The sequence below is a fragment of the Kitasatospora sp. NPDC001095 genome (assembly GCF_053598615.1).
This window is the reverse complement of record NZ_JBSFKQ010000020.1, coordinates 87,078-113,148: the sequence shown is the minus strand read 5'-3', so window position 1 is coordinate 113,148 and position 26,071 is coordinate 87,078. Positions and strand designations below refer to the sequence as shown.

The 26,071-nt window shown below is 75.2% G+C and carries 23 protein-coding genes; 10 read left to right on the top strand and 13 right to left on the bottom strand.

Going from position 1 to position 26,071, the window contains the following annotated elements; all coding sequences use genetic code 11:
• Positions 1-242: 242 nt before the first annotated feature.
• Positions 243-1,853: a YVTN family beta-propeller repeat protein gene (locus ACWDBB_RS19040; protein WP_449790704.1), complete on the bottom strand. Its 1,611-nt coding sequence runs from the start codon at positions 1,851-1,853 to the stop codon at positions 243-245.
• Positions 1,854-2,118: 265 nt separating this feature from the next.
• Between ACWDBB_RS19040 and ACWDBB_RS19035 the strand changes: the two genes are divergently transcribed.
• From ACWDBB_RS19035 to ACWDBB_RS19015, 5 genes are all read left to right on the top strand, one after another.
• Positions 2,119-2,580: an RrF2 family transcriptional regulator gene (locus tag ACWDBB_RS19035; protein ID WP_449790703.1), complete on the top strand. Its 462-nt coding sequence runs from the start codon at positions 2,119-2,121 to the stop codon at positions 2,578-2,580.
• Positions 2,581-2,653: 73 nt separating this feature from the next.
• A complete protein-coding gene (locus ACWDBB_RS19030) occupies positions 2,654-3,835 on the top strand; it encodes a globin domain-containing protein (protein ID WP_449790702.1) in 1,182 nt (393 codons plus the stop codon).
• Positions 3,836-4,022: 187 nt separating this feature from the next.
• Positions 4,023-4,784, top strand: a complete 762-nt coding sequence (locus ACWDBB_RS19025; RefSeq protein ID WP_449790701.1) for a (Fe-S)-binding protein — start codon at positions 4,023-4,025, stop codon at positions 4,782-4,784.
• Positions 4,785-4,801: 17 nt separating this feature from the next.
• Entirely contained in the window at positions 4,802-6,196 is a 1,395-nt protein-coding gene (locus ACWDBB_RS19020) for a lactate utilization protein B (RefSeq protein ID WP_449790710.1), read from the top strand.
• Entirely contained in the window at positions 6,193-6,912 is a 720-nt protein-coding gene (locus ACWDBB_RS19015; RefSeq protein ID WP_449790700.1) for a LutC/YkgG family protein, read from the top strand. Before ACWDBB_RS19020 ends, ACWDBB_RS19015 begins: the two co-directional genes overlap by 4 nt.
• On the opposite strand, the gene ddaH is transcribed toward ACWDBB_RS19015, so the two are convergent.
• Complete coding sequence (gene ddaH / locus ACWDBB_RS19010) at positions 6,899-7,726, bottom strand: dimethylargininase (RefSeq protein ID WP_449790699.1); 828 nt, start codon at positions 7,724-7,726, stop codon at positions 6,899-6,901. The two genes, ACWDBB_RS19015 and ddaH, sit on opposite strands and share 14 nt — an antisense overlap.
• A gap of 339 nt (positions 7,727-8,065) precedes the next feature.
• Here ddaH and ACWDBB_RS19005 point away from each other — a divergent pair, with 339 nt between their 5' ends.
• Positions 8,066-8,848: an SGNH/GDSL hydrolase family protein gene (locus ACWDBB_RS19005; RefSeq protein ID WP_449790698.1), complete on the top strand. Its 783-nt coding sequence runs from the start codon at positions 8,066-8,068 to the stop codon at positions 8,846-8,848.
• A 34-nt stretch (positions 8,849-8,882) separates the two neighbouring features.
• Here the strand turns inward: ACWDBB_RS19005 and ACWDBB_RS19000 are convergent, their stop codons facing one another.
• Positions 8,883-9,323 (bottom strand): ribosomal maturation YjgA family protein, encoded by a 441-nt coding sequence (locus ACWDBB_RS19000; protein WP_449790709.1) that lies wholly within the window; start codon positions 9,321-9,323, stop codon positions 8,883-8,885.
• 244 nt (positions 9,324-9,567) lie between these two features.
• Here ACWDBB_RS19000 and ACWDBB_RS18995 point away from each other — a divergent pair, with 244 nt between their 5' ends.
• Entirely contained in the window at positions 9,568-11,016 is a 1,449-nt protein-coding gene (locus ACWDBB_RS18995; protein WP_449790697.1) for a DUF2252 domain-containing protein, read from the top strand.
• A 19-nt stretch (positions 11,017-11,035) separates the two neighbouring features.
• Here the strand turns inward: ACWDBB_RS18995 and ACWDBB_RS18990 are convergent, their stop codons facing one another.
• Genes ACWDBB_RS18990 through ACWDBB_RS18980 form a run of 3 tightly spaced genes read right to left on the bottom strand, consistent with a single transcriptional unit; the run spans position 11,036 to position 13,842 of the window.
• Positions 11,036-11,728 (bottom strand): alpha/beta fold hydrolase, encoded by a 693-nt coding sequence (locus ACWDBB_RS18990; protein WP_449790696.1) that lies wholly within the window; start codon positions 11,726-11,728, stop codon positions 11,036-11,038.
• Between the two features lie 27 nt (positions 11,729-11,755).
• Positions 11,756-13,282 (bottom strand): MFS transporter, encoded by a 1,527-nt coding sequence (locus ACWDBB_RS18985; protein ID WP_449790695.1) that lies wholly within the window; start codon positions 13,280-13,282, stop codon positions 11,756-11,758.
• A complete protein-coding gene (locus ACWDBB_RS18980) occupies positions 13,279-13,842 on the bottom strand; it encodes a helix-turn-helix domain-containing protein (protein ID WP_449790694.1) in 564 nt (187 codons plus the stop codon). Before ACWDBB_RS18980 ends, ACWDBB_RS18985 begins: the two co-directional genes overlap by 4 nt.
• 231 nt (positions 13,843-14,073) lie before the next feature.
• On the opposite strand from ACWDBB_RS18980, the gene ACWDBB_RS18975 reads away from it, so the two are divergent.
• Positions 14,074-15,345 (top strand): DUF5685 family protein, encoded by a 1,272-nt coding sequence (locus ACWDBB_RS18975; RefSeq protein WP_449790693.1) that lies wholly within the window; start codon positions 14,074-14,076, stop codon positions 15,343-15,345.
• 13 nt (positions 15,346-15,358) lie between these two features.
• On the opposite strand, the gene ACWDBB_RS18970 is transcribed toward ACWDBB_RS18975, so the two are convergent.
• The 4 genes from ACWDBB_RS18970 to ACWDBB_RS18955 form a co-directional block, all read right to left on the bottom strand.
• Positions 15,359-15,538: a hypothetical protein gene (locus ACWDBB_RS18970; protein WP_392877972.1), complete on the bottom strand. Its 180-nt coding sequence runs from the start codon at positions 15,536-15,538 to the stop codon at positions 15,359-15,361.
• The gene (locus ACWDBB_RS18965) at positions 15,531-15,674 is read right to left on the bottom strand and encodes a hypothetical protein (protein WP_392877974.1); all 144 of its coding nucleotides are present in this window, start codon (positions 15,672-15,674) and stop codon (positions 15,531-15,533) included. The genes ACWDBB_RS18970 and ACWDBB_RS18965 overlap by 8 nt, the downstream gene beginning before the upstream one ends.
• A gap of 24 nt (positions 15,675-15,698) precedes the next feature.
• Entirely contained in the window at positions 15,699-15,950 is a 252-nt protein-coding gene (locus tag ACWDBB_RS18960; protein ID WP_449790692.1) for a hypothetical protein, read from the bottom strand.
• Positions 15,951-16,081: 131 nt separating this feature from the next.
• Positions 16,082-16,615, bottom strand: a complete 534-nt coding sequence (locus ACWDBB_RS18955) for a MarR family winged helix-turn-helix transcriptional regulator (protein WP_449790691.1) — start codon at positions 16,613-16,615, stop codon at positions 16,082-16,084.
• 84 nt (positions 16,616-16,699) lie between these two features.
• On the opposite strand from ACWDBB_RS18955, the gene ACWDBB_RS18950 reads away from it, so the two are divergent.
• Entirely contained in the window at positions 16,700-18,025 is a 1,326-nt protein-coding gene (locus ACWDBB_RS18950) for an MFS transporter (protein ID WP_449790690.1), read from the top strand.
• Positions 18,026-18,035: 10 nt separating this feature from the next.
• On the opposite strand, the gene ACWDBB_RS18945 is transcribed toward ACWDBB_RS18950, so the two are convergent.
• The gene (locus ACWDBB_RS18945) at positions 18,036-18,932 is read right to left on the bottom strand and encodes an alkaline phosphatase family protein (protein ID WP_449790689.1); all 897 of its coding nucleotides are present in this window, start codon (positions 18,930-18,932) and stop codon (positions 18,036-18,038) included.
• A gap of 338 nt (positions 18,933-19,270) precedes the next feature.
• Here ACWDBB_RS18945 and ACWDBB_RS18940 point away from each other — a divergent pair, with 338 nt between their 5' ends.
• On the top strand, positions 19,271-20,551 hold the full coding sequence (locus tag ACWDBB_RS18940; RefSeq protein WP_449790688.1) for a serine hydrolase domain-containing protein: 1,281 nt from the start codon (positions 19,271-19,273) through the stop codon (positions 20,549-20,551).
• A gap of 71 nt (positions 20,552-20,622) precedes the next feature.
• Here ACWDBB_RS18940 and ACWDBB_RS18935 read toward each other — a convergent pair whose 3' ends face one another.
• The gene (locus ACWDBB_RS18935) at positions 20,623-22,992 is read right to left on the bottom strand and encodes an ATP-binding protein (RefSeq protein WP_449790687.1); all 2,370 of its coding nucleotides are present in this window, start codon (positions 22,990-22,992) and stop codon (positions 20,623-20,625) included.
• Between the two features lie 318 nt (positions 22,993-23,310).
• Positions 23,311-25,980 carry a BTAD domain-containing putative transcriptional regulator gene (locus ACWDBB_RS18930; protein WP_449790686.1) on the bottom strand — a complete coding sequence of 890 codons (2,670 nt, stop codon included), beginning with the start codon at positions 25,978-25,980 and terminating at the stop codon, positions 23,311-23,313.
• Between the last annotated feature and the right edge of the window lie 91 nt (positions 25,981-26,071).

Sequence of the window (26,071 nt, the reverse complement as noted above, 5' to 3'; positions counted from 1 at the left end):
CTCTCTCTCCCTGCCTGTGCGTTCCGCCGGCTGGGCGCTTCCCGCCCCCGTGTGGGGGGGGGCGCCGCCCACCGACCCCCCGGGGGGGCCGGCGCCCCGGCCGTTTGCCAGGTGCTTCGGCGCCTGCGGAGCCGGTCGGTGTTCGCCCGCCCGGCAGCGCCGGGCCGCGCCAGGCCGCGTCGGGCCCAGCCGAAAGGTTTCGGCGGGGCCCGACGCGGCTGCCCGGACGCGGCCGGTAGGCGCTACTTGCAGGTGACCAGCAGGCCGAGGACGGCGCTGCAGCTGCGGGTGGCCCGGCTGGTGGCGGGCGAGGGGTCGGCGGGCACCCCGGCGGTGCGGGCCACGGTGACGTCCCAGCTGCGGAGCAGCGAGAACAGGCCGACCGTGATCGAGAAGTGCCGGGTGGTGCTCACGCCCTTGGCCAGCGGCGCGGTCAGCGCGCAGCCGAGCTTTCCTCCCGCGATCGTGCAGTCGCCGGAGGTCGCACTCAGCCCGGCGGGCAGGTCGGCGGCGACGGTGGCCGTGGTCACCGGGTCGGGGCCCTGGCCGGTGAGGGTGAGGGTGTAGTCGACCCGGCTGGAGAGCAGCCCGGTCACCGGGGTCGCGGTGAGGGCGACGCCCAGGTGGGCGGCGGGGGCGGTGTAGGTGAAGCGGTCGGCGGCGACGACGGCGCTGGTGCCGCCGGGCGCGGTGACCCGGACGTCCACCGGCCCGGTGACGGTGGTGGCGGGGGCGGTCGCGGTGCAGCTCGCCTTGGTGCAGCTGAAGGAGGTGGCGGCGCCGGCCGCGCCGAAGGTCACGCCGGTGGCGCCGGCCAGGTCGGTCCCGGTGATGGTCACCGCGGTGCCGCCCAGCCCGGAGCCGCCGTTCGGGCTGATCGCGGTCACGTCCGGCACCGGGAGCGGGAAGTTCACCACGTCGACGGCGTTGCCGGTGAAGTCGGCGAGGTAGCCGTGCCGCCCGTCGGCGGTCAGGGCCAGGCTGTACGGGCTCGCGCCCACCGGGACGGTCGCGGTGACCGTCCGGCTCGCGGTGTCCACCACGCTGAGGGTGTTGCCGGCGTAGTTGGAGACGTAGGCCGCCGCGCCGTCCGGGGAGAGGGCCACGGCGTAGGGGCCGGAGCCGACCGCGACGGTGCCGAGGACCGTGCCGGCCGCGGTGTCGATCACCGCGGCGGTGGCGTCGTCGCCGTCGGCGGCCCACAGCCGGGTGCCGTCCGGGCTGAGCGCGAGGCCGAAGGCGCTGTGGCCGACCGGGACGGTGCCGCTCACCGTGCCGGCCGCGGTGTCGACCACGGTGACCGCCTTGGCGCCGGAGGCGGCGACGTACAGCCGGGTGCCGTCCGCGGAGAGGGCCAGTCCGTGCGGTTCGGCGCCGACCGGGACGGTCGCGGTCACGGTGGCGGACGACGTGTCCAGCACGCTCACGGTGCCGGCGGCGGCGTTGCTCACGTAGGCGCGGGAGCCGTCCGGGGAGAGGGCGAGGCCCCAGGGCTGGGCGCCGACCGGGACGGTCGCGGTGACGGTGTCGGTGGCGGTGTCCACGACGCTGACGGTGTTGTCCAGGTGGTGCGTCAGGTAGGCCCGGTGCCCGTCGGGCGAGACGGCCACGGCGTACGAGCCCGTCCCGGCGGTGAAGGTGCCGGAAACGGTGTTGCTCGCGGTGTCCAGCACGCTGACCGCGCCGCTGCTCTGGCTGGTCACGTAGGCGTGGCCGCCGTCCGGCGTCAGCGCGACTCCCGCCGGGTACGGCGCCACCGCCACGTGCGCGGCGACGCCCGGCGGCGGCGTGACGGCCTCGGCCGTCGCGGGCAGTGCCAGCAGCGCGGCCGTGGTCGCGGTTATCGCGGCCACGGCCGTCCGGGTACGGCGGGGTGTGCGGGCTGTTCTCACGGATCTCTCCAGCTGCTCGGCGGTACGAACGGTGCGGATGTGGTGGTGTTCGGAGCCGGGGGAAGCGTAAGAGCCGCCCTGACATTCCGTCAGGGAGTGATTACTAATGTCGCCAACTGTTCAGATTCGATCGCAAGCACCCCCGGCGAACCGGTGTGTCGAGGGTCTCGATCGAAGTCGTGCAGAAAATTGGAGTCGGAGACTCGCATTCGATAGCGTTTCGAACGTGAGGCTGACCAAGAGCACCGACATCGCCCTACGGATCGCCATGCGACTGGCCGTCCTGGACGAGGGCGACACCCCGACCACCCGCGAGGTGGCCGAGTCGGTCGGCGTGCCGTACACCCACGCGGCGAAGGTGGTCAGCCGGCTGCAGCACATGGGAGTGGTGGAGGCCCGACGCGGTCGCGGCGGCGGGCTGACGCTCACCTTCGCCGGGCGGACCGGTTCGCTCGGGCTGCTGCTGCGGGAGCTGGAGGGGGTCGGCGACGTGGTCGGCTGCGAGGACGATCCGCCGTGTCCGCTGCGGGCCGCGTGCCGGCTGCGCGGGGCACTGCGGGGCGCCCAGGAGGCGTTCTTCGCGGCGCTCGACCACCTCTCGGTCGCCGATCTGGTGGCCTCCCCCACCGGTCCGGTCCTGCTCGACCTGACCACCGCACCCACCGGGGCCGCCGGACCCACAGGCTGATCAGCCCACCCGGGGCCGCGTACCACCCTGCGGCCTTTAATACGCATCTCAGATACCAATGAGGAGCCGTCTGATGCTGTCCGCGAAGTCCGCCGAGGTCATCGAGGCCACCCTGCCCGTCGTGGGCGCCGCCATCGGTGACATCACCCCGCGCTTCTACGACCGGATGTTCGCCGCGCACCCGGAGCTGCTGCGCGACCTCTTCAACCGGGGCAACCAGGCCAACGGCAGCCAGCGCGAGGCCCTGGCCGGCTCGATAGCCGCCTTCGCCACCGCGCTGATCGCCGACCCGGACCAGCGGCCGGACGCGATGCTCGCCCGCATCGCCCACAAGCACGTCTCCGTCGGCATCGGCAACGACCAGTACAAGATCGTCCACGAGCACCTGTTCGCCGCCATCGTGGAGGTGCTCGGCGAGGCCGTCACCCCCGAGGTCGCCGCCGCCTGGGACGAGGTCTACTGGCTGATGGCCAACGCGCTGATCGCCATCGAGGACCGGCTGCGCGCCGAGGTCGCCGCCGGCGGTGACCCGGCCGACCTGTGGCGCACCTACACCGTCGTCGCCCGCGTCCAGGAGACCGAGGCCGTCACCACCTACCTGGTCCGCCCGACCGACGGCCGCCCGGTGCCCGCCTTCCGCCCCGGCCAGTACGTCTCGGTGCGCACCGAACTGGCCGACGGCGCCCACCAGATCCGCCAGTACAGCCTCTCCGGCGGCGCCGACGGCGCGCTGCGCTTCAGCGTCAAGCGCGAGGACGGCGGTGAGGTCTCCGGCCACCTGCACGACCACCTGAAGGCCGGCGACTCCATCGAGCTGGCGCCCCCGCTGGGCGACATCGCCCTGGCCGACGGCGACGGCCCGGTGCTGCTCGCCTCCGCCGGCATCGGCAACACCCCGATGACCGCCATGCTCGACCACCTGGCCGCCACCGGCTCCACCCGGCGGATCGTCTCCGTCCACGGCGACCGCGACCAGCTGAGCCACGCCTTCCGGGCCGAGCTCGCGCAGCTCACCAGCGCGCTGCCGAACGCCACCTCGCACGTCTTCTACGAGCAGCCGCTCGGCGAGTGGCCGGCCGAGCGCACCGGCCTGGTGGACCTCTCCACCGTCGAGGTCCCGGCCGGCACCACCGCCTACCTCTGCGGCCCGCTCCCCTTCCTGCGCGCCGTCCGCGAGCAGCTGCTGACCGCGGGCGTCCCGGCGGCGGACATCCACTACGAGGTGTTCGGCCCGGACCTGTGGCTCGGCGCCTGAGTCCCGGCCCCCGGGCCTGAGCCCGGGGCTCGGCACCCGAGGTCCCACCGCGGCACCGGTCCGCTCGGTACGATCACGAGCGGACCGGTGCCGCTCGGCGTCCGGCACCGTCCGTGCGCGCGTACGTCCGTACGTCCGCCGGGAGTTCGACAGGAGTTCGGCAGCAGTTCGGCAGGAGGGAGCCCGGATGCGGGTCGCGCTGTTCGCCACCTGCGTCAACGACGCGCTGTTCCCCGCCACGGCGGTGGCCACCGTCCGGGTGCTGGAACGGCTCGGCGTTGCGGTGGACTTCCCCGCCGGGCAGACCTGTTGCGGGCAGCCGCAGTACAACACCGGCTACCGCAGGGCCTGCGAGCCGCTGCTCCGACGGACGGCGAGGGCCTTCGCCGGGTACGACCACGTGGTGACGCCCTCGGGATCCTGCGTGGCGATGGTCCGGGACAACTACCCCCGGATCGGCGCCAGGGCCGCCACCGAGGGCCGGGGCACCGAACTCGCCGACCTGGCCACCGCGCTGGTGCCCCGAGTGGTCGAACTGACCGAGTTCCTGACCGACGTGCTCGGCGTCGAGGACGTCGGCGCGTACTTCCCGCACACCGTCACCTACCACCCGTCCTGCCACGGCCTGCGCCTGCTCGGCCTCGGTGAGCGCCCGCGCCGGCTGCTGGGCGCCGTCAGGGGCCTGGAACTGGTCGAGCTGCCCGGGGCGGAGGAGTGCTGCGGCTTCGGCGGCACCTTCGCGGTCAAGAACGCGGCGGTGTCGGCCGCCATGGCCGAAGACAAGACCGCCAACGCGCTGAGCACCGGCGCCCGTGTGCTGTGCGGCGCCGACAACTCCTGCCTGCTGCACCTCGGCGGCACCCTGCGCCGCCGGGGCGCGCCGCTGCGGCCGCTGCACCTGGCGGAGATCCTGGCCAGTACCGAGGAACACCCCTGGAGGCCGTCGTGAGTCACGCGTTCCTCGGCATGCCCGCCTTCCCCGAGGCCGCCGCCGGGGCCGTACGGGACGAGCGGCTGCGCACCAACCTGCGGCACGCCACCCACACCATCCGCGACAAACGGGCCCGGGCCGTCGCCGAACTCGCCGACTGGGGGCGGCTGCGCGCCGCCGGGAAGGCGATCAAGGACCACACGCTGCGCCACCTCGACCGCTACCTGGTGCAGTTGGAGGAGTCCGTCACGGCGGCCGGCGGCACCGTGCACTGGGCCGCCGACGCCGAGGAGGCCAACCGGATCGTCGCCGGACTGGTCAGGGCCACCGGCCGGACCGAGGTCGTCAAGGTCAAGTCCATGGCCACCCAGGAGATCGAGCTCAACGAGGCGCTGGCGGCCGAGGGGATCACCGCCTACGAGACCGATCTCGCCGAACTGATCGTGCAGTTGGGCGACGACCGGCCCTCGCACATCCTGGTGCCGGCGATCCACCGCAACCGCGCCGAGATCCGGGAGGTCTTCGCCGACCGGATGGCCTCCTGGGGCCGCCCGGCGCCCGAGGGCCTCACCGACTCCCCCGCGGAACTCGCCGAGGCCGCCCGGCTGCACCTGCGGGAGAAGTTCCTGCGCGCCGAAGTCGCCGTCTCCGGCGCCAACTTCATGGTCGCCGAGACCGGCACCCTGGTGGTGGTCGAGTCCGAGGGCAACGGCCGGATGTGTCTCACCCTGCCGCGCACGCTGATCTCCGTGGTCGGGATCGAGAAGGTCGTGCCGACCTGGCGGGACCTGGAGGTCTTCCTCCAGCTGCTCCCCCGCTCCTCCACCGCCGAGCGGATGAACCCCTACACCTCGCTCTGGACCGGGACGACGGCGGGCGACGGCCCGTCCGAGTTCCACCTGGTGCTGCTGGACAACGGCCGCACCGCCGCGCTCGCCGACCGGGTCGGCCGCCAGGCGCTGCGCTGCATCCGCTGCTCGGCCTGCCTCAACGTCTGCCCGGTGTACGAGCGGGCCGGCGGGCACGCCTACGGCTCGGTCTACCCCGGGCCGATCGGCGCCATCCTGACGCCCCAACTGCGCGGCACCGCGAGCCCGGTGGACGCCTCGCTGCCGTACGCCTCCTCGCTCTGCGGGGCCTGCTACGAGGCCTGCCCGGTGGCGATCGACATCCCCGAGGTACTGGTGCACCTGCGCGAGCGGGTCGCCGAGCAGGGCGGACACCCGCTGGAGCGGGCCGCGATGGCGGCCGCCGGGTTCGTGCTGGACCACCCGGCGGCGCTCACCGCCGCCGAGCGGCTGGCCGGCCGCACCCGGCGGCTGCACCCGCGCCGGCTGCCCGGGCCCGGACGGGCCTGGAGCGACACCCGGGACCTGCCGGAGGTGCCGGCCGAACCGTTCCGCGACTGGTGGCGGAGGAACCGCAGATGACCACGTCCGACCGCAATCCGCCCGAACGGCCCTCCACCTCCCGCGAGTTGGTCCTCGGCCGGATCCGGGCCGCGCTCGGCGACACCGCCGCCGTCGCCGAACAGCCACTGCCCCGCGACTACCTGACCGCACACGTGCCGACGGACGACCCGGCGGCGCTGCTCGACCTGCTGCACCGCAACCTGGCCGACTACCGGGCCCTGGTGCACCGCTCCCCCGAGGACGAACTACCCGGGAGGATCGCCGGGTTGCTGGTCGAGCGGGGCAGCCGGACGGCCGTGGTGCCCGCCGGGCTGCCGCCCGCCTGGCTCACCGAGGCCGAGGCCGAGGGGATCGAACTCCTCCCGGACGACGGGACGTTGACCGCCGCCCGACTGGACGCGGTGGACAGCGTGGTGACCGGCTGCGCGCTGGCCGTCGCCGAGACCGGGACGATCGTGCTGGACGCGGGCCCCGGCCAGGGGCGGCGGCTGCTCTCACTCGTCCCGGACCACCACGTCTGCGTGGTGCGGGTGCCGGAGCAGGTCGTCGCCTCGGTGCCGCTGGCGCTGCCACGACTCGATCCGGTACGGCCGCAGACCTGGATCTCCGGGCCGTCCGCCACCAGCGACATCGAGCTGGACCGGGTGGAGGGGGTGCACGGGCCGCGCACCCTGGAGGTGCTGCTGGTCACGGCGCCGGGAACCGGCTCCGGGCGGGCCCTCACTCCGGCCTGAGCTCCAGGGTGCAGCACTTCGCCCCGCCGCCGCCCTTCAGCAGCTCCGAGACGTCCACCGGGACGGGCTGGTACCCGTGCTCGACCAGACGGCCGGCCAGGTTCTTGGCGGCCTCCGGCAGCAGCACCCGGCGGCCGTCGGAGACCGCGTTGAGCCCGAACACCTCGGCGTCGGCGCGGTCGGCGAGGATCGCGTCCGGGTAGAGCGCGCGCAGCACCGAGCGGCTGTCGGCGTCGAAGGCCTCCGGGTAGTACATGACGTGGTCGTCGCCGAGCACCGCCAGTGCGGTGTCCAGGTGGTAGAAGCGCGGGTCGACCAGGGTCAGGCTGACCACGGGGACGCCGAACAGCTCCCCGGCCTCGGCGTGCGCGGCGCGCGAGGTGCGGAAGCCCGTCCCGGCGAGCACCCGGCGGCCCACCACCAGGTGGTCGCCCTCGCCCTCGTTGACGTGCCCGGCGCGGCGCACCTCGCGGTAGCCGCGCTCGCGGAACCAGGCCTGGTAGGCCTCCGACTCGGCGGCCCGCTCCGGGTGGCGGAAGGTGGCGACCAGGGCCCGGCCGTCCAGCACGGTGGCGCCGTTGGCGGCGTACACCATGTCGGGCAGGCCGGGAACCGGGTCGATCAGCTCGACGGTGTGGCCGAGCCGGCGGTACGTCCAGTAGAGCCGCTCCCACTGCCGCAGGGCGAGCGCGGTGTCGGTGGGCTGGGAGGGGTCCATCCACGGGTTGATCGTGTAGTCCACGGTGAAGTGCGTCGGCCGGCACATCAGGTAGCGCCGCGGCCGGGCGTGGCGCTCCGGAGTCTGCGTGAGCATGGCTCAACCATCCTTGGATCGCGGGGAGTTCGTCGCACGGAGTTCGGGGCTCCCGGGGCCGAACACCTTCGTTCCCAAGGCGGCTGCCCCGACGGAACCGTTCGCACACCCGGACGGGCGCTCCCGGCGGTCGCACGCCCCCGCGCACCCGGCGCAGGCACCGGCGCATCGGACCGCCGGGGCCGTTCCGCGGGCATCCGGTGGCAGCCGCCGTGGCCGGGCGGCAGCCGCCGCCGGGCGCCCGGCGGAGAGGGCCGAGAGGTCACGTGGCCCATCTCACGTGCCGCCGGGGTCACCTACGGTGGCGTAGGTCACTTGATTGGGTGAACTATCTCCTTCATGCCGAATCTCCAGGAGACCCTTGACCTCGATTCGTATGCCGCCCTCGGGGACAGCTTCACCGAGGGCCTGAACGATCCCGGCGTCGACGGCAGGTTCGCCGGGTGGGCCGACCGCCTCGCCGGGCTCCTCGCCGCCGGACGCCCGCCGGGCGCCTTCCGCTACGCCAACCTCGCGGTGCGCGGCCGACTGCTGGACCAGATCACCGCCGAGCAGGTGCCGCAGGTGCGGCGCCTCCAGCCCGACCTGGTCACCTTCTGCGCCGGCGGCAACGACATCCTCCGGCCGGGCGCCGACCCGGACGAGGTCGCCGAGCGCTTCGAGGCCGCCGTCGTCCAACTCACCGAGAGCGCCGGAACGGTGCTGATCTGCACCGGCTTCGACACCAAGGACGTGCCGCTGCTGAAGCACCTGCGCGGCAAGATCGCCACCTACAACGGGCACATGCGCGCCGTCGCCGACCGCAACGGCTGCAAGGTGGCCGACCTGTGGTCGCTGCGCGCGGTGCAGGACCGCCACGCGTGGAGCGAGGACCGCCTGCACCTGTCCCCCGAGGGCCACCAGCGGGTCGCCCTGCTGGCCGCCCGCTCGCTGGGCCTGCGCACCGAGCAGGACCCGGAGGCCCCGTGGCCGAACGCCCGCGCGCTCAGCCCCGCCGACCAGCGGCGGGAGAACATCCAGTGGGCCCGTGAGCACCTGCTGCCCTGGGTCGGCCGGCGCCTGCGCGGCGAGTCCTCGGGCGACCACCTCGAGCCCAAGCGACCGGAGCTGCTGCCGCTCTGACGCCACGTCAGGAGATCGGCCCGGGCGGACCCGTTCAGGCGGCTCCCGCTCCGCCGGCCGCTGCGACCCGTGAGGTCCGCAGCAGCCGGTGGAGCAGGCCCGCACAGCCCGCGCCGACCAGGTACCAGAGCAGGTCCGGCGGATTGAAGGTCGAGCCCAGCACCAGCCGGGCCGCCGTGCTGTGCCGCCCCCAGGCGTCCGGCAGACCGGTGAGCTGGAACAGTTCCACGGCCCAGCTGAGCGCGGCGGCCAGCAGGGCGGCCCGGCCGGGGCGCACCCTCGGCACGGCCAGCACCAGCAGGGCGTACAGCAGGACTGTGTAGAGCGCGTCCCCGGCGCACTTGGCGAACTCCCCGCCCGGCACCGCGCGCACGCCCAGCCCGGCCACCACCGTCAGCACGGCGGCGCACCCCGCCGCCAGGCGCGTACGCCGGTGCGCCCGAAGACCGTTCCCCCCGAGATCGTTCACCCGCACCACGCTACCCGGCACCTCCCCCTCCCCCGAACGCACGCTGCCCCGGGGGCCTTCGCCCTCTCCGCCGCGCCCGCAAGTCCTCCCCGCCCCCGCCGCACACCGCACACCGCACACCGCACACCGCACACCGCAAGCGGACCGCCCTCCCCCGGAACCACCGCGCCACCCCGTACGTCCATCCCCCCGAACGAACGTCCGCGCAGGTCGCGGACGGGGTGAGGACCGGAAGGGACGGGCTGGGACAGTGGCGCACGTGGGTGGGGCCGAGGTGGTCGAGGCGCAGTCGGGACCGACGGCGGGGCGGGACGAGCGGACCCGGCGCGGGTTCGCGGTGGCCGGGTTCGCCTCGGCGCAGGACGGGCAGGCGCGGGAACGCGGCAAGGAGCTGCGGACACGGGTGCCCCGGGAGCGGCATGCGGAGTTCACGCCCGCGCCCGACCGGCCGACGGCCGTGACCGCGCTGGAGGCCTCCAACACCGGCCGAATAGCCCAGCTGGTGCCGATCCGGGTCGGCCGGATGGCCGCGACCCCGTTCGCCTTCCTGCGCGGCTCGGCCGGACTGATGGCCGCCGACCTCGCGGGCACCCCGGTGACCGGGGTGAACGCGCAGCTCTGCGGGGACGCGCACGCCGCGAACTTCGGCCTGTACGGCGATGCGCGCGGCCAGATCGTGCTGGACATCAACGACTTCGACGAGACCGTCCGCGGCCCTTGGGAGTGGGACCTCAAGCGGCTCGCCGCCAGCCTGGTGCTGGCCGCCCGGGAGACCGGGGCGAGCGAGGCCACCGCGCGCGAGGCCGCCCAGCACGTGGCGGGCTCCTACCGCCGGACCGTGCGCACGCTCGCCAAGCTCCCCGGACTGGACGCCTGGAACGCCATCGCGGACGAGCAGTTGGTCTCCTTCGCCGAAGCGCACGACCTCGCCGAGGTGCTGCGGAAGGTCGGCGCGAAGGCGCTCGGCAACACCAGCGCGCGGTTCGCCGCCCGCAGCACCACCCGGACCGCGGACGGCGGTTGGCGCTTCACGGCCGCTCCCCCGGTGCTCACCGAGGTGACCGACGCGACCGCCCGCGCCGTCGCCCACGCGCTCGGCCCGTACGTCGAGACGGTGCCGGCGGAAGTGCGCACCCTGCTGTCCCGCTACCGGGTGCAGGACGTGGCGTTCCGAGTGGTGGGCACCGGCAGCGTGGGCACCCGCTCGTACGTGGTGCTGCTCACCGACCACCGCGACCAGCCGCTGGTGCTGCAGGTGAAGGAGGCCCGTCCGTCCGTGCTGCTGCCGTACCTGCCGGCCGGGGCGCAGTCGGAGCCGGACGGGCACGAGGGCCGCCGGGTGGTGCTCGGCCAGAAGCACATGCAGGTGGTCAGCGACACCCTGCTGGGCTGGACGACGGTGGACGGACTCCCGTACCAGGTACGGCAGTTCCGTAACCGCAAGGGCAGTGTCGACCCGGCCGCGCTGCAGCCCTCGCAGTTGGACGACTACGCCCGGATCACCGGCGCCCTGCTGGCCCGGGCGCACTCGCACACCGTCGACCCGGGCCTGCTGGCCGGGTACTGCGGCAAGAGCGAGGCGCTGGACGAGGCGGTCGCCGCCTTCGCGGTGGCCTACGCGGACCGCACCGAGGCCGACCACGCGGACCTGCTGACGGCGGTGCGCAACGGGCGGCTGCCCGTCGAGCACGGCGTCTGATCCGCCCGGCCCCGGCGGTTCAGCGGGCCAGGAACGGCGCCACCGCGGCGACGAACTCCGCCGGCCGGGCCGCGTGCACCAGGTGCCCGGCCTCGACGGTGACCAGGCGGCAGTCCGGGATCAGCCGGGCGAGTTCGGCGATCCGCTCCTGCGGGATGTGGCTGGCCGGGCCGCCCGCCACCGCCAGCGTGCGGGCGGTGATCCGGGCCAGGCCCGCCCGCCAGGCCGGGTCGGGGTCGTCGAGCTGGGCCCGGACCGCCCGGACCATCGCCCAGTCGAAGTGCACGTCCGGGTCCGGGTCCTCGGGCAGCGCGCTCGCCGGGCGCGGGTACAGCGCGGGGATGTCCTCCAGGACCAGCCGGTCGATCCGCTCCGGCGCGGCCTGGGCGAGCAGGTAGGCGACGGCGCCGCCCATCGAGTGGCCGACCAGGTCGACCCGGGCGAGGCCGAGGGCGTCGAGGAAGGCCCGCACGTCGTCCCGCATCGCCTCCAGGGAGTAGGAGGCGGTGCGGGAGCTGTCGCCGTGGCCGCGCAGGTCGAGCGCGTACACGCGGTGGGCGGGGGCGAGGTCCGGCAGGACGGTGTCCCAGTCGGCGGCGCGTTCGCCGAGGGCGTGCAGCAGTACCAGCGGCGGTCCGCCGGGCCGTCCGCTCTCGCGGTAGGCGAGCGTCGCTCCGGGCAGGTCCACGGTCCGGTTCCGTACGTCGGTCATGCCCGCCACGGTACGGGCCGGTCTCGGCTAGCGGACCGGCGTTCGCCCTCGGCTCACCGCGACCGGTTCGTCCTCGCGCTGCTCCCGCGCCGCGGCCCGGCCGGCGAACACCGAGGTCAGGACGGCGAGTCCGGCCACCGCGGCGCACACCACGCTCGCCGTCAGGTAGGCGGAGCGGTGCCCGCCGCCGCCGGCGGTCTCCCGCAGGTAGACCCCGGACAGTGCCGAGACCGCGACGGCCGCCGCGATCCGCTGGGCCATCTGCAGGATCGCCCCGCTCACCCCGGCCGCCTCGGCCGGCGCGTGGCGCAGCACGTACGCCTGGTTGGTGGAGCCCATCAGGCCGATCGAGGCGCCGCCGAGCAGTTGTAGCAGCGCCAGCAGCCAGGGCAGGACGGCGACGGACGCCCAGTGCGCGAGCAGCCCGCTGAGCAGTATGGCGAGCGCGGAGCCGGCCATCGCGGCGGTGACGGTGCGCCGGCCGTGACGTTGGACGACCCGCCAGGCCAGCGCGGAGGCCACGCCCATCGCCACGGCGGAGGGCAGCGCGACCAGCGCGGCTCCCATCGGGGAGAGGCCGAGGCCGTCCTGGAGGAACATGGTCAGGACCAGCGAGGCGGCCAGCGAGGAGCCGAACTGGGCCATCGCGGTGGCCGTCCCGAGCGCGTACGGTGCGGAGCGGGTGAGAGCCGGGTGGATCAGTGGCCGGCCGCCGGCCCGGGCGTAGCGGCGCTGCCACCAGGCGAGCGCGCCGAGCAGCAGCAGGGCGGCGGCGGCGCAGGCGAGCCAGCCGGTCCAGCCGGGCGGCCGGACGAAGGGCAGCATCAGGGCCAGGGTGAGCGCCGCGACCAGCAGCAGCCCGACGACGTCGAGGTTGGCGTTCCGCGCGCTGGGGCGGGGTTTCGGCAGGTGGCGGGCCGCCAGGGCGACGGTGGCCAGGCCGAAGGGGACGTTGAGCAGGAAGGTCAGCCGCCAGCCGTGCTCGGGGCCGGCCAGGGCCAGTACCGCGCCGCCGATCGGCGGGCCGAGCGCGAAGGCGAGGCTGCCGGTGACGGCGTACATGCCGAGGGCGCGGGCCCGCAGCTGTCCGTCGAAGACGTCCTGGAGGGTGCCGATCATCTGGGAGTTGACCAGGCCGGCGCCCGCGCCCTGCACCAGCCGGGCGGCGATCAGCACGCCGGGTTCGGTGGCGGTCGCGGAGACCAGGCTGACCAGGGTGAACAGGGCGAGGCCGGTGACGAAGAACCACTTGCGGCCCCTGACGTCGCCGAGCCGCCCGCCGGGGATCAGTGCGAGGCCGAAGGCGAGCGAGTAGCCGGCGACGATCCACTGGAGGTCGGCAGGCCCGGCGTGCAGGGTCTCGCGCAGGGCGGGGATGGAGGTGTTGAGGACGGACTGGTCGAGCAGCGTCGTGAAGCCGCCCGCGACGCAGACCAGCAGGACCCGGCGCCCGGCGGCGTCGAAGCGCTCCTTGGGCTGCTGGGAGTTCCCGGACCCTTCGGGGGCCCTGCTCCTCCCGGGCTCCTCGGCTATCGGGCCGGTGGCGGCGCTCACGGTTCGACCACCACCAACGCGTACCGGGCCTCGCCCGGGCCGAGGCTGCGGAAGCGGTTGGTGGCGCCGACGTAGCGCAGGCAGTCGCCGGGGCCCAGCGGCTGCGGTTCGCCGTCCACCGTCAGCTCCAGGTTCCCCTCGAACAGCCAGAGGTGGTGCTCCCGGCCGGGCGGGCAGGCGCGGTCGTAGGCGATGTCCGCGCCGGCCGGCAGCCGGCCCTCGATGATCTCCGCCCGCAGCGAGCCGTGCGGCGGCGAGACCGACCGGCGGACGAACCCGGTCGTCCCGTCCCGCCAGACCTGCTGCTCCCCGGCGCGCACCAGCCGGTCCGGGCCGGACTCCACCTCGGCCAGCAGCCGCGACATGGTCCGCCCGTACACGGCGCACAGCCGCCCGAGCAGCGCGGCCGTCGGACTGACCTCCGCCCGCTCCACCCGTGACAGCGTCGACCGGCTGACGTCCGCCAGCCGGGCCAACTCCTCCAGGGTCCACCCGTGTTCCAGTCTCAGCTCGGCGAGCCGCTGTGCCAGCCGCTCGTCGCCGGCCGTGTCGATTCCCATATTCGTGATGCTATCCCGGATCTGAGATCCACTCACCGGGCGAGGGCCGCCGGATCCGTCCGCCCGGAACCTCAGGAGTGACGCGATCCCCCGGAACCCCAGGAGCGGTGGGCGACCGTCGTCCCGCTCGAAGCCGCAGCTTGACGGGGCCTCGGCCCGCGAGGGGCGCCGATCATATGATGTGCGCCGAATCGTGGCCGGTCGGCGGCCCGTGAGGCGAGGGGGACCAGCGTGTTCGGCATCATCAGACCGTGTAGGCATCGATTGTCCGAGCGCCTCCAGACCTCGTGGATGGCCCACCTGTGCGGGCTCTGCCTCGCGCTGCGGGACGACCACGGGCAGCTCGCCCGGACGGCGACCAACTACGACGGTCTGATCATCTCCGTGCTGGTCGAGTCCCAGGCCGCCCGGGAGGACTCCTCCTGGCGCCGCACCGCCGGGCCCTGCCCGCTGCGCGGCATGCGGACCGCCTCCGTCGCCAAGGGCGAGGGCGCCCGCCTCGCCGCCGCCGTGTCCCTGGCACTCGCCTCGGTCAAGATCCGCGACCACGTCGAGGACCGTGACGGCGTCTTCGCCCGCCGCCCGGTCGCCGCCGGGGCCCGGGCCGTCACCCGGCGCTGGGACCGGAAGAGCGCGGGCAGCGCCTCGATCGTCGGCTTCGACACCGCCGTACTGCTCGACGCGGCCTCCCGGCAGGGCGAGCTGGAGCGCTCGCTGCGGCCCGGCGGCTCCGTCCTGCTGGTCACCGAGCCCACCGAGACCGCCACCGCGGCCGCCTTCGCGCACACCGCCGTGATCGCCGGGCGCCCCGGAAACGCCGCCCCGCTCGCCGAGGCCGGGCGGCTGTTCGGCCGGCTCGCCCACCTCCTGGACGCCGCCGAGGACCAGGCCGCCGACGCGGCCTCCGGCGCCTGGAACCCGCTGACCGCCACCGGGACCGACCGCGCCGAGGCCGAGCGGCTCTGCCGGGACGCCGTGCACGGCATCCGGCTCGCGCTGGGCGAGGTCGAACTGACCGACCGCGCGCTGGTGCACGTCCTGCTCGCGCACGAGACCGAGCGCGCGGTGGAGCGGGTCTTCGGCCCGGCCCGGCACGGGGCGAGCTGCCGCCGTCCGGGCTCGGCGGGCGATGCCGCGGCCACGGGTGCGGCGGGCGGCACCACGGGCGAGCACCCGCACCAGGCTCCGCCGCGGGAGACGCCCCCCGGCCAGGCGCCGGTTCCGCCGTGGGTGCCGCAGGGCCCCGGCTTCACCCCGCCCGGCGAGAAGCCGCCGAACCCGCGCAACCTGCTCGCCGGGTGCGCCGTGTGGGCGCTGATGGCCTGCAGCTGCCAGTTGCTCTGCTGCGACCACAACGACCCGTTCAGCCGCGAGCGCCGCGAGGGCTTCTGCCAGCGGCACGACTGCGACTGCTCCGGCTGCGACTGCTCCGGCTGCTGTGACTGCTGCAACTGCTGCGACGGGGACTGCTGCGGCGGGTGCGACTGCGGGTGCGACTGCTGACGCGGCCGGCCGGTCAGCCCCGCCGGGCTGCGTCGGCCTCCCGCTCCTGACCGGCCGCCACCGGCCCGGGGTGCCCCCGCAGCACCCCGGGCCGGTCCGCGTTCCGGTCCTGCCCGGCCTCGCCGCGCCGCCAGAGCGGCAGGACGGCCACCGGCATCACCGCCGGCGGGCACAGCTCGGCGCACTCAGGCATCGCGCCCCGCCGCCTTCCGGTCCACCGCCAGCGAGTCCTCCAGCCGCGCCAGCAACTGCCGGAACCGCTCGGTGTCCTGCTCCGTCATCCGCCCCTCGGGCAACGCCCCCGGCCACTCGGCCGCTCTCTCGTCCATGGGCCCGAGGCTAGGCGGCGACGATCAATGGGTGATAAACGCGTGTTGACGCGAAATGTGCTTGCCGGTGCGGTCCGCCCCGAACGCAGGGCGGTTGTCCGGGGCGGCCGGGCGAGGTCCTACCGGGCCGTCGTCGCCTCCAGCAGCAGCCGGGCGGCGTTCCATGAAACGGCCGCACACCGAGCACAGCCGCTCCAGCGCGCAGTCGGCGCTGCGCCCGCGGTCGGTCAGCGCGAACTGCGGCACGTCGCCCTGCCAGGGCGTGATCGCCGGCACCGGGTAGCCCCGCCCGTCCCGGGGGCCGCGCCCCCACGTCGTCGGGCACCGGCACGAGTTCGAATCGCACGCCCCTATCGGCACCAGGGACGGCCCCCGCCGGTCGACCCCGGCCGCCGGGGCGGGTGCCGCTACTCCTCGCCCTCCTGAGCGAGCATCACCTTCCGCAGCAGGTCGGCCAGGGTGCGCCGCTCATCCTCGGACAGCACTCCGAGCAGCCGCCGTTCCTCCCGGCCCACCACCTCCAGGGCCTCCTGCCAGGCGGCGCGCCCGGCCTCGGTCAGCACGATGTCGACCTTCCGGCGGTCCTCCGTGGACGGCGTGCGCAGGACGAAGCCGCGGCGCTCCAGGGTCTCCAGCCGGCCGGTGACCGAGGCCGGGGCGAGGTTGAGGTCGGCCCGCAGGTCGGAGGGGGCGGCGTGGCCGCCGCGCCCGGCGAGCACGTGCAGGGTGTCGAACTCGTGCTTGTGCAGGCCGTAGTCGGCGACGCCCTGTTCGCGGACCCGGCCGAGGTGGCGGGTGAGCCGGGACATCCGGGTCACGGAGGCCTCGATGTCCGGGTCGAGGCCGGGCAGCACCGGCTGCCAGCGGTCGACGTGACCGTCCGTCCAGTCGCGGGACGCGGCGGGCTTCTCGGTTGGGCGCTCGGGAGGATGCTCGGCCATGCGAGGAGTCTACAAACCATCACAGAAGCGGCGGCATCAAAATATTCGTTGCCGAAATTTCGTTACCGAAATACAGTGCGGTGCGTGACACGACACCCCTTGCGCCTGAGCGGCTTCCGCCTGCTCTTCATCGGCCGGACGGTCTCCACCCTCGGCGACGCCGCGGTCCCGGCCGCCCTGGCCATCGCCATCACCCGCGCCACCGGCTCCTCCGCCGCACTCGCCCTGGTCCTGGGCTGCGCGATGGTGCCCAAGCTGCTCCTGCTGCCGGTCGGCGGGGTGATCGGGGACCGCTACAACGCCCGCCTGGTCGCCCTCGCCACCGACCTCGTCCGGGCCCTCGCCCAGCTGCTCGTCGGCCTCGAACTGCTCGGCGGACACCCGAGCCTGCCGCACATCGCGGCCGCCTCGGCCGTCGGCGGCATCGCCTCCGCCTTCGCCATGCCCACCGCCTCGCCACTGGTCGCCGCCACCGTCCGGGGCGAGCTGCGGCTGCGCGCCAACGCCCTGCTCGGCACCGCGACCGGAGCCGCCCGACTCGGCGGACCGGCGCTCGCCGGCCTGCTGGTGTACACCACCGGGCCCGGCTGGGCGTTCGTGCTGGACGGCGCGTCCTTCGCGCTGAGCGCCGCGCTGCTCTCCCGCCTGCGCGTCGACCACGTGCCCGCCGAGCCGCGCTCGCTGCGCCGGAACCTCGTCGAGGGGTGGAGCGAGGTGCGCTCCCGGGACTGGTACTGGACCAGCCTGATCGCCCACGGGGTGTGGAACGGCGCGAGCGCCGTGCTGCTCACCCTCGGCCCGCTGATCGCCGCCACCCGGCTCGGCGGGGACGGCGCCTGGGTGGCGCTGACCCAGGCGGGAGCGGTGGGCCTGCTGGTCGGCTCGCTGATCGCCGGACGGCTGCGGCCCCGCCGCCCGGTCCTGGCCGGAAACCTCGCCCTCGCGCTGTTCGGTCTGCCGCTGATCGCGCTCGCCCTCCCGGCCCCGGCGCCGGTCGCGGTGGCCGCGCAGGCGGTGGCGATGGCCGGGCTGGGCTTCCTCAACCCGCTCTGGGAGACGGTGGTCCAGCAGGACTTCCCGCCGGGGACGCTGGCCCGGGTCACCTCGTACGACTGGCTGCTCTCGCTGGCCGCCGCCCCGCTCGGGTACGTCCTGGCGCCGCTGGCCGCCGACGCCTGGGGCGAGCGGGCGCCGCTGCTGGCGACGGCGGCCCTGGTGACGCTGTGCTGCGCGGGCACGGCGGCGGTGCCCGGCGTCCGGCGGTACGGCGCCCGGGCGGCGGCCGGAGCCGAGCCCGTGACCGCACCCGGGCCGGTGGCCGTCCGGCCACCGGCCCGGGATCGGAACCCGGCTCAGCCCCAGGCCGAGGCCCAGCCCCAGGCCGGGGCTCGGGCCGGGATCAGGTCCTGATCGCCGCGGGTCAGTTCCAGATGCCGGTGATGTCGGCGGCGGAGGCCGCGTTGCCCGCGTGGCCGGTGGTGCCGACCAGGTCCTCCAGGGTGCGCAGCACGTTGTAGTGGTTGTAGGTGGTGGAGCTGCTGCTGCCGGGCGTCACGTGGGCACCGTAGACCACGGTCGGGATCCGGTTGCCGGACAGCGAGTTGTCCTCGTCGAAGGTGACGACCAGCAGGCTGTTGTGGGTCTGCGCCCAGGCGGCGTACGCCCCCAGGTTGTTCTTGATCCAGGTGTCGCCGGTGCCGACCGAGCAGTCGTGCATGTCGCTGCAGAGGTTCGGCACCACGAAGGAGACGTTCGGCAGGGTGCTGTAGTCGGCCGGGAACTGGGCGAAGGTCTTGGCCGAGTTGAGCGGGACGTTGCCGAAGCCGAACCAGGGGTTGTGCTTCTGCGCGTACTTGCCGCTGCTGCACACGGTGCTGCCCTCGCTGGGCAGGGTCTCGTTGTAGCTGGCCCAGGTCTTGCCGGCGGCGATCACCTCGGACGCCAGGTTGGCGCTCTGGAAGCCGCCGACCTTCACGCAGCTGTCGTCGACCCGGCCCTGGGTGGAGCCGGAGAACAGCGCGTAGTAGTTCGGCTCGCTCGGGTGGGTGATGCCGTACGACTGGGTGAGGTTGGCGCCGCCCGCGATCAGGGTGTTGTTGAGGTACGGCGCGCTGCTGCTGCCGACGACCTGGGAGTAGGCGTGGTTCTCCATCACCACCACGACGACGTGGTCGGGCGTGGGCAGGGCCGCCGCCTGCGCGGTGGTGGCGGTCGCCGCCCAGAGGCCGGCGGAGGCGGCCAGCAGGGCGACGGCGGAGCCGATCGCGGTCGCAGTGCGACGGGAGCGGGGGCTCATGGCTTTCGTGGACGAAGTCATGACAATTCCTTGGGTGGGAGACGGCCCGGTGAACGGGCCCGGGACGGGAGGTGCCTGCCGCCGGGATGCGGCGTTCCGGTGCGGCGCCTGGGGTGCGACCGGCGCGAAAGGCGCCCGAACAGCATGGGGCTCCGCCGCCGACATGGGTAGTCGGCGGCAGGTGAAACCTTGGCCCCGGCGTGGGAAACGGACGGTGAGACCGGTCGGGCCGCCGCTGACAACGGAGAATGCGGGCGAATCGGTTCACATTGCCACCGGCCGCCGGGACGGTGATAGTGATCTCCGACCGACGCGGTCCGACACCGCGTCAGCTGACGAGAGAGCCGAGGAACATGGCGATGACCAGCCTTCTGCGTCCGCTCGCGGTGGCCGCCGCCGGCGCCGTCCTCGTGGCGACCGGCGCCCTGCCCGCCGCGGCGGCCGGCCGGGCCACCACCGACGCGACCGCCCCCGACCTCGCCGGCGTGCGCGCCGCCCTGGAGGCCACCACCGCGGCCGGGGCCCCGGGCGCCTTCGCGGTGATCCGCGACCACGGCACCATCGACCGGACCCGCTCGGTGAACGTCGGCCTGGCCGACCTGGACGGGACCCCGATGAACTCCTCGTGGAGGTTCCGGGTCGGCAGCAACAGCAAGATGTTCACCGCCGTTCTCGTGATGCAGCTGGTGGAGGAGGGCCGGATCGACCTCGACCGGCCGCTGCGCGAGTACCTGCCCGAGGGCACCCTGCCGGAGGGCTGGACCATGACGGGCCGCCAGGTCATGGAGCACCGGGCCGGGATCTTCGACCACACCGACGACCTGCTGGAGCAGGCCGGCGAGGAGACCACCGGCGCGTTCGAGGCGCGCATCCGCACCACCGTGTACGACCCGCGCGAGCTGGTGGCGATGTCCGTCAAGCACGGCGTGCAGTACACCCCCGGCACCCGCTACTCCTACTCCAACACCGACTTCGTGCTGATGGGCCTGGCCGTCGAACACCTCACCGGCCGGCCGTTCCCGGAGGTGTTGAACGAGCGGATCATCCAGCCGCTCGGCCTGCGCAGGACCTCCTTCGTGGTGCCCGAGCAGACGATCCGCGGCGCCCACGTCACCGGCTACCTCACCAACGACGACCGGACGAAGCCGCTCCTGGACTCCACCGAGCAGACCGGCTCCTGGGTGTGGAGCGCCGGGGCCGTCATCTCCACCGCCGAGGACCTCGACCGCTTCCTCGCCGCGCTGACGGCCGGCGGCAACGGCGGGCTCGTCTCGGACGCCTCGCTCCGGCAGATGACCGCCGCCCTGCCCACGCCCACCGCGAAGATCTCCTACGGCCTGGGCCTGCGCCGCATCTCGCTCTCCTGCGGGGACGTGTACGGGCACGGCGGCATCGTGCAGGGCTTCAACAGCCAGTCCTTCACCACCCCGGACGGGCGGCGCAGCGTGGTGGTCTTCGCCAACGCCTCCAACAACGGCTCGGTGACGCAGGGGCTGATGAACACCCTGGAGCCGGCTTTCTGCGGCAAGCGGCCCGCCGCCGAGTCGCGGACGGCGTTCGCACCGGCGTCGACGCCGGCCGCCGACCCGGCCTCGGCACCGGTGAACTCGCTGCCGGTGGTGGAGGACATCAGGATCTGACACCGGCCGCTCGGCCCGCACCCGCGCCCGCGCCCGGTACGACCGGGAGCGGGCACACCGGTCGGTGCCGGTCAGTGCCGGGCACTCGCCGAGCGGGGTCCTTCCGCGCTCAGGTCGGTGAGCGCCTCGGTGAGCAGCTCGCGGGCCTCCTCGGCGCGGCCCTGCTCGATCAGCGCGGTGCCCAGTTCGGTCAGCGTCTTGGTCATGCTGTCCGGGCGGCCCACCGCCTCGAAGTGCAGCAGGGCCTGCCGGTAGGCCTTCTCGGCGGCCGGCCACCGCTTCAACGCCGCCCGGTCCAGGCCGAGTTCGTGCGCGGTCATGGCCGCGAGCAGGTGGATCAGCGGCGAGGACCAGCGCTCCACCAGCTCCAGCGCCCCGGCCAGCGCCCGCCGGCGCGACTCCACCGCCTCCTCCGCCCGGCCGGACTCCCGCAGGCAGTTGGCGGCGCCCCGCAGGGTGACCAGCCTGCCGATCATCGCCGAGCGGCTGGGCACCTCGGCGAAGGCGTCCGCCGCCCGGTGGAAGGCGTCGGTCGCCTCGCGGTGCCGCTGGAGGTAGCGCAGGCCCGAGGCGAGGTAGGTGAGCGCCCAGCCCTCCTGCTCCCGGTCACCGACCGCGCGGGCCAGCTCCAGTCCCTCGGCGGCCAGTTCGATGCCGCGCTGGTAGCGGTGCAGGCAGGTGACGTGCGTCCAGGCCAGGTAGTTCACGTGCACCGCCTCGACCCGCCGGTCCCCGATCGCCCGGGCGGCGTCCGCCGAGAGCTGGAACACCTCGGCCCAGATGCCCCAGCTCAACAGCCGGTCCGAGAACCAGTGCATCGCCTCGGCGGTGTCCACCACCTCCCGGTACCGGCCGGCCCGCTGCGCCTGGTGCAGGGCCGCCAGCCACTCCGGGTGCTCGTACTCCAGCCAGGCGGCGGCCTCGGTGAGGTACGCGGGTGCCGGGCCGTCGGTGCCGGTCCCGGCCGTGGCGTGGTCCGGGTCGAACCGCAGTCCGTAGTCGGCCGCCCGGCCAAGGATCCAGCGGCCGGCCCGGGTGCGGACCTCGGCCAGCTCCTGGGGCGTCTCGTCGGCGGCCAGCCGCTCGCCCGCGTAGAGCCGCACCAGGTCGTGCAGGCGGTAGCGGTCCGGGGTGGCGGCCCGCACCAGTCCGGCGTCGACGAGCTGCTCCAGCACCAGCTCGGTGCGGGCCGCCGACCGGCCCGCGTAGGCCGCGGCGATCTCCGCGGTGAAGTCCTGGCCGGCCGTCAGGGCGCAGCGCCGCAGGACGAGCTGCGACTCCTCGGGCAGCCGCCGGTAGGACAGCTCGAAGGCCGGGCGGACGGCCAGGTCGCCGGTCTCCAACAGGTCCAGCCGGTTCTCCTCCGCGGCGAGCTGGCGCACCAGGTGGGCGACCGGCTGCTGTGGGCGGGCGACCAGGCGCTGCCCGGCGATCCGCAGCGCGAGCGGCAGGTAGCCGCAGAGCCTGGCCAGCTCGGCCGTGGCGTCGGGGGCGGCCTCGATCCGTTCCCGGCCGGCGATCCTGGCCAGCAGGCGGGCCGCCTCGACCGGGGAGAGCACGTCCAGGTTCAGCCGGTGCACCGACTCCAGGCCGGGCAGCACGTTGCGGCTGGTCACGATGGTCACGGCCGGGCCCGAACCGGGCAGCAGCGGGCGCACCTGGCCCTCGTCGGCGGCGTTGTCCAACACGAGGACGAGCCGCCGCTCGCGGACCAGCGCCCGGTAGAGGCCGGCCCGCTCCTCCGTCCCGGCGGGCACCGCGGCGTCGGCGACGCCCAGGGCGCGCAGCACCTGGCCGAGCGCGTCCCGGGCGGACAGCGGCTGCGTGGACATGCCGCCGAGGTCCAGGGAGAGCTGGCCGTCCGGGAACCGCGGCGCCAGGGCGTGGGCGGCGTGCAGCGCGAAGGAGGTCTTGCCGAGGCCGGGCTGACCACTGACCAGCACCACGCGCGGGTGGGCCGGGTGCTCGTCCTGCGCCAGTCCTGCCAGCAGGGCGAGGGCGTCCTCGCGGGCGGTGAAGTCGGCGATGTCGCGGGGCAGCGCGAGGGCGCTCTGGCCGGCCTCGGCGGAGGCCACGGGCGGGGCGTCGGCCGTACCCGGCGCTTCGGCCGCACTCGGAGTGTCGGCCGCAGTCGGGGCCGAGGCGGCCGTGCGCGGGGCGGACCGGCGGGACCGGGCGGGGCTCGCGGCAGGTGTGAGGGCCTGCCGCGCCCCGCGCGGACGTCCGGACTGTGCGGCCCCGTCCAGCGCCCGCGCCTGCGCGTCGTCCAGCCCGAGCGCCTCGGCCAGGGCCCGTACGGTGCGGCGCTGCGGTCCGCGGGTGCGGCCGCGCTCCATGTCGCCGAGTGCGCGCAGACTGACCCCGGCGGCCGCGGCGAGTTCCTCCTGGGTCAGGCCCGCCGCCACCCGGTGCCCGGCCAGCAGACGGCTGAACTCGTTCACGTCCGTGTCCGTGCCGCCCCCGGCCGCCATGCCCCGCCCCCACTCGCTCGGTCCCGCTCAGTTCCGCACTTCTGCCTGGAGTCGCCTCCGGCGGTTTCGTTCCAGGCAGAAGTATGCCCCGGTGGCCGGGTTCCTCCTACTCGGCCCGATCCGATGGCGTCCTCCCAGGTCAGGAGGGTCGGGCGGGGACGGGATGGAGGAACGCGGGCGGTTCCAGGACGGGTGAACCGCCGGTAGTTCCGCCTGTGGTTCCGCCGACCGATCGGCGGTTTCCGCCGGCGGCGGCCGACGGACCGGAGCGGAGTTCGACGACACCCCCTACGCGAGCCGCCTCGCCTCCGCGCCCTCGGCCGTGCGGCCGAGGGCGTCCAGCAGGTCGGCGAGGAGGGTGTGGGAGCGGGTTTCGAGGGCCGGGTCGCCGACGGTACGGCCGAGGGCGACGGCGAGTCGGGCCGTGGAGAGCGCGGCGTCCCGGCGGCCGAGGGCGTGCAGGGCGCGGGCCCGGCTGTGGGTGGCGAGGACGGCCTCGGCGCCGCCGGAACGGGCGGTGGCGGCGCGCACCGCCTCGTCGGCGTGGCGCAGGGCGGGCTCGGGGTCGCCGGCCAGGACCAGCGCGTCGGCGAGGTCGGTGAGCGCGCGCACCAGCAGGTGGTCGGTGGCCGAGGTGCGGGCGGTGGCCACAAGGTCGCCCAGCATGGGTACCGCGCGCTCGTACCGGCCGGCCCGCAGCAGGGCGGCGGCCACCCGGCTGCGGCAGTCGTGGCGCAGGGCCCGGTCACCGGCCAGGTCGGCGGCCGCGAGGGCTCGTTCCAGCTGGTCGGCGGCGGTGCGGTGGGCCGCGCGGTCGACGTGCAGGACGGCGAGGTCGGTGGCGAGCCGAGCGATCGCCGCCTCGTTTCGGTCCGCGTGCGCGGCGCGCAGCCCGGCCTCGGCCACGGCCCGCCAGTGCGTCCGGTCGTGGTCGGTGGTCTCGTACAACCGACAGGCCCGGTGGGCGAGTTGCCAGGCCGCGGTGGGTCGGTCCTGGTGCTCGGCGCAGAGCACCACCGCGCGCAGGGCGCTCTCCTCGCGGCGGAACCAGTCGTCCGCCCGGCCGCCGGTCGCCGTGCCCTCGGACGTCCAGCCGGCGGTGACGTCGAGGTAGTGGGCGATCAACCGGTCGAGCGCCAGGAACCGTTGCTCGCAGGCGAGTTCGGAGGCCCGCGCGGCGGCGTGCCGGCGGACCAGTTCGCGCCGGGCGTAGCGGCCGGGGCCGGTCTCCTCCAGCAGGTGCACGGCGTCGAGCCGGGTCAGCAGGGTGCGGGCGGTGGCGGGCGGAAGGTCCGCGAGGGCGGCGGCGGTGTCGGTGCCGATCTCGGCGCCGGGGTGCAGACCGAGCAGGGTGAACAGCCGGGCGGCGTCGGGGGCCAGGGTGCGGTACGTCCGGTCCAGCGCGGCGGTGAGGCCGAGCGGGCCGCGCGGGGCGCCGGTGCCGGAGAGGGCGGCCAGGCCGCTCTGCTCGTCGGCGAGTTCGGCGGCGAGGTCGGTCGCGGACCAGTCGGGCCGGGCGGCCAGGTGGGCGGCGGCCAGCCGCAGCGCGAGCGGCAGGTGGTCGCAGCGCTCGGCGAGTTCGGCGACGGCCTCCGGCTCGTCGGCCGTGCGGTCGGCGCCGAGGGCGCGGGCGAGCAGGGCGGCGGCCTCGTCGGGGCCGAGCACGCCCAGCGGCAGCGGGATGCCGCCGGTGCGGACCAGCAGGTGGCGCAGCCGGCTGCGGCTGGTGACGATCGTGACCGGGGCGGGCTCGCTGTCGGTGGCCGGCGGGTCGGGCAGCAGCGGGGCGAGCTGCGGGTAGTCGGCGGCGTCGTCCAGGACGACCAGCATCCGCCGACCGCCGGTCAGTTCGCGGTAGCGGCGGGCGCGTTCCTCGGGTTCGGCGGGCAGCGCGTCCGGGGCGACGCCGAGGGCGGTGAGCAGCTCGCCGAGCACCTCGGCGGGTTCGCGCGGCCCGTCCGGGTCGAAGCCGCGCAGGTCGGCGCGGAGGATGCCGTCCGGGAAGTGGGCGGCGCCGCGCCGGGCCGTCCAGTGCCGGACCAGGCTGGTCTTGCCGACTCCGGCGGGGCCGGTGACCAGGATCGGGCGGCCGTCCCGGGCGGCGGGCAACACCTGGTCCAGCCGGGCGAGTTCGGCGCTCCGGCCGACGAACCGGGGGTCCGCGGCGAGCCAGGGGTCGGTGGCCGGCCGGGCAGCGGCCGGCCGGGCAGCGGCGGGCCGGGCACCGGACTGCTCGCCGGCCCGGCGCAGCTCCGGACCGGGCGGCCCGGTGAGCCGGGCCACCGCGCGCTCGTACCGCGCCCGGGCCTCGGCGCTCCGCCCGTCCTGCTCCAGGCAGCGCACCAGCCGGGCGGCCAGCTCCTGCCGGGCGGGGTGGCCGTCGGCGGCCTCGGCGAGTTCGGTGGCCAGCTCGCCGCCCCGCCCGTCCCGGAGCAGGCCGTCGGCCAGCCGCTCCAGGGCGCGCAGCCGCAGGTCGGTCAGGTGCGGGAGGGTCCGTTCGCGCAGCAGGGCGGAACCGCAGTCGGCGAGCGCCGGGCCGCGCCACAGGTCCAGGGCGGCGCGCAGTCGCAACAGTGCCCGGTCCGCCGTGGCGTCCTCCCCCGGGGCGGCGGGCTCGGGGAGCAGCACGCCCGCCTGTTCGCAGAGCCGGCCGAAGTGCAGCACGTCGACCCGGTCGGGCTCACCGGCCAGCAGGTACCCGGCCCCTCGGGTGCCCAGTTCCAGGCCGGAGCCGTCCAGCAGTCGGCGCAGCGCCGTGACGTGGCCCTGCAGGGCGGCGCGGGCGGTGGGCGGGGCGCTGCCCTCCCAGACCAGCTCGATCAGCTCCTCGGTGGCCACCGTCCGGTTCAGCCGGACGGCGAGCGCGCTCAGCAGCGCCCGGCGTTTGGGCGCCGAGGGCGTCACCGCCGTCCCGTCCTCCCGCCGCACCGCCATCGGTCCGAGCAGATCGATGTGCACGCGCCCGTTCCCCTCCCCGCCGTCGATTCCCGGCCGGATCGAGGATAGGGCCGACCGGCCCTTGCAGTCGGCCGTACGGTACCCGGCGGGT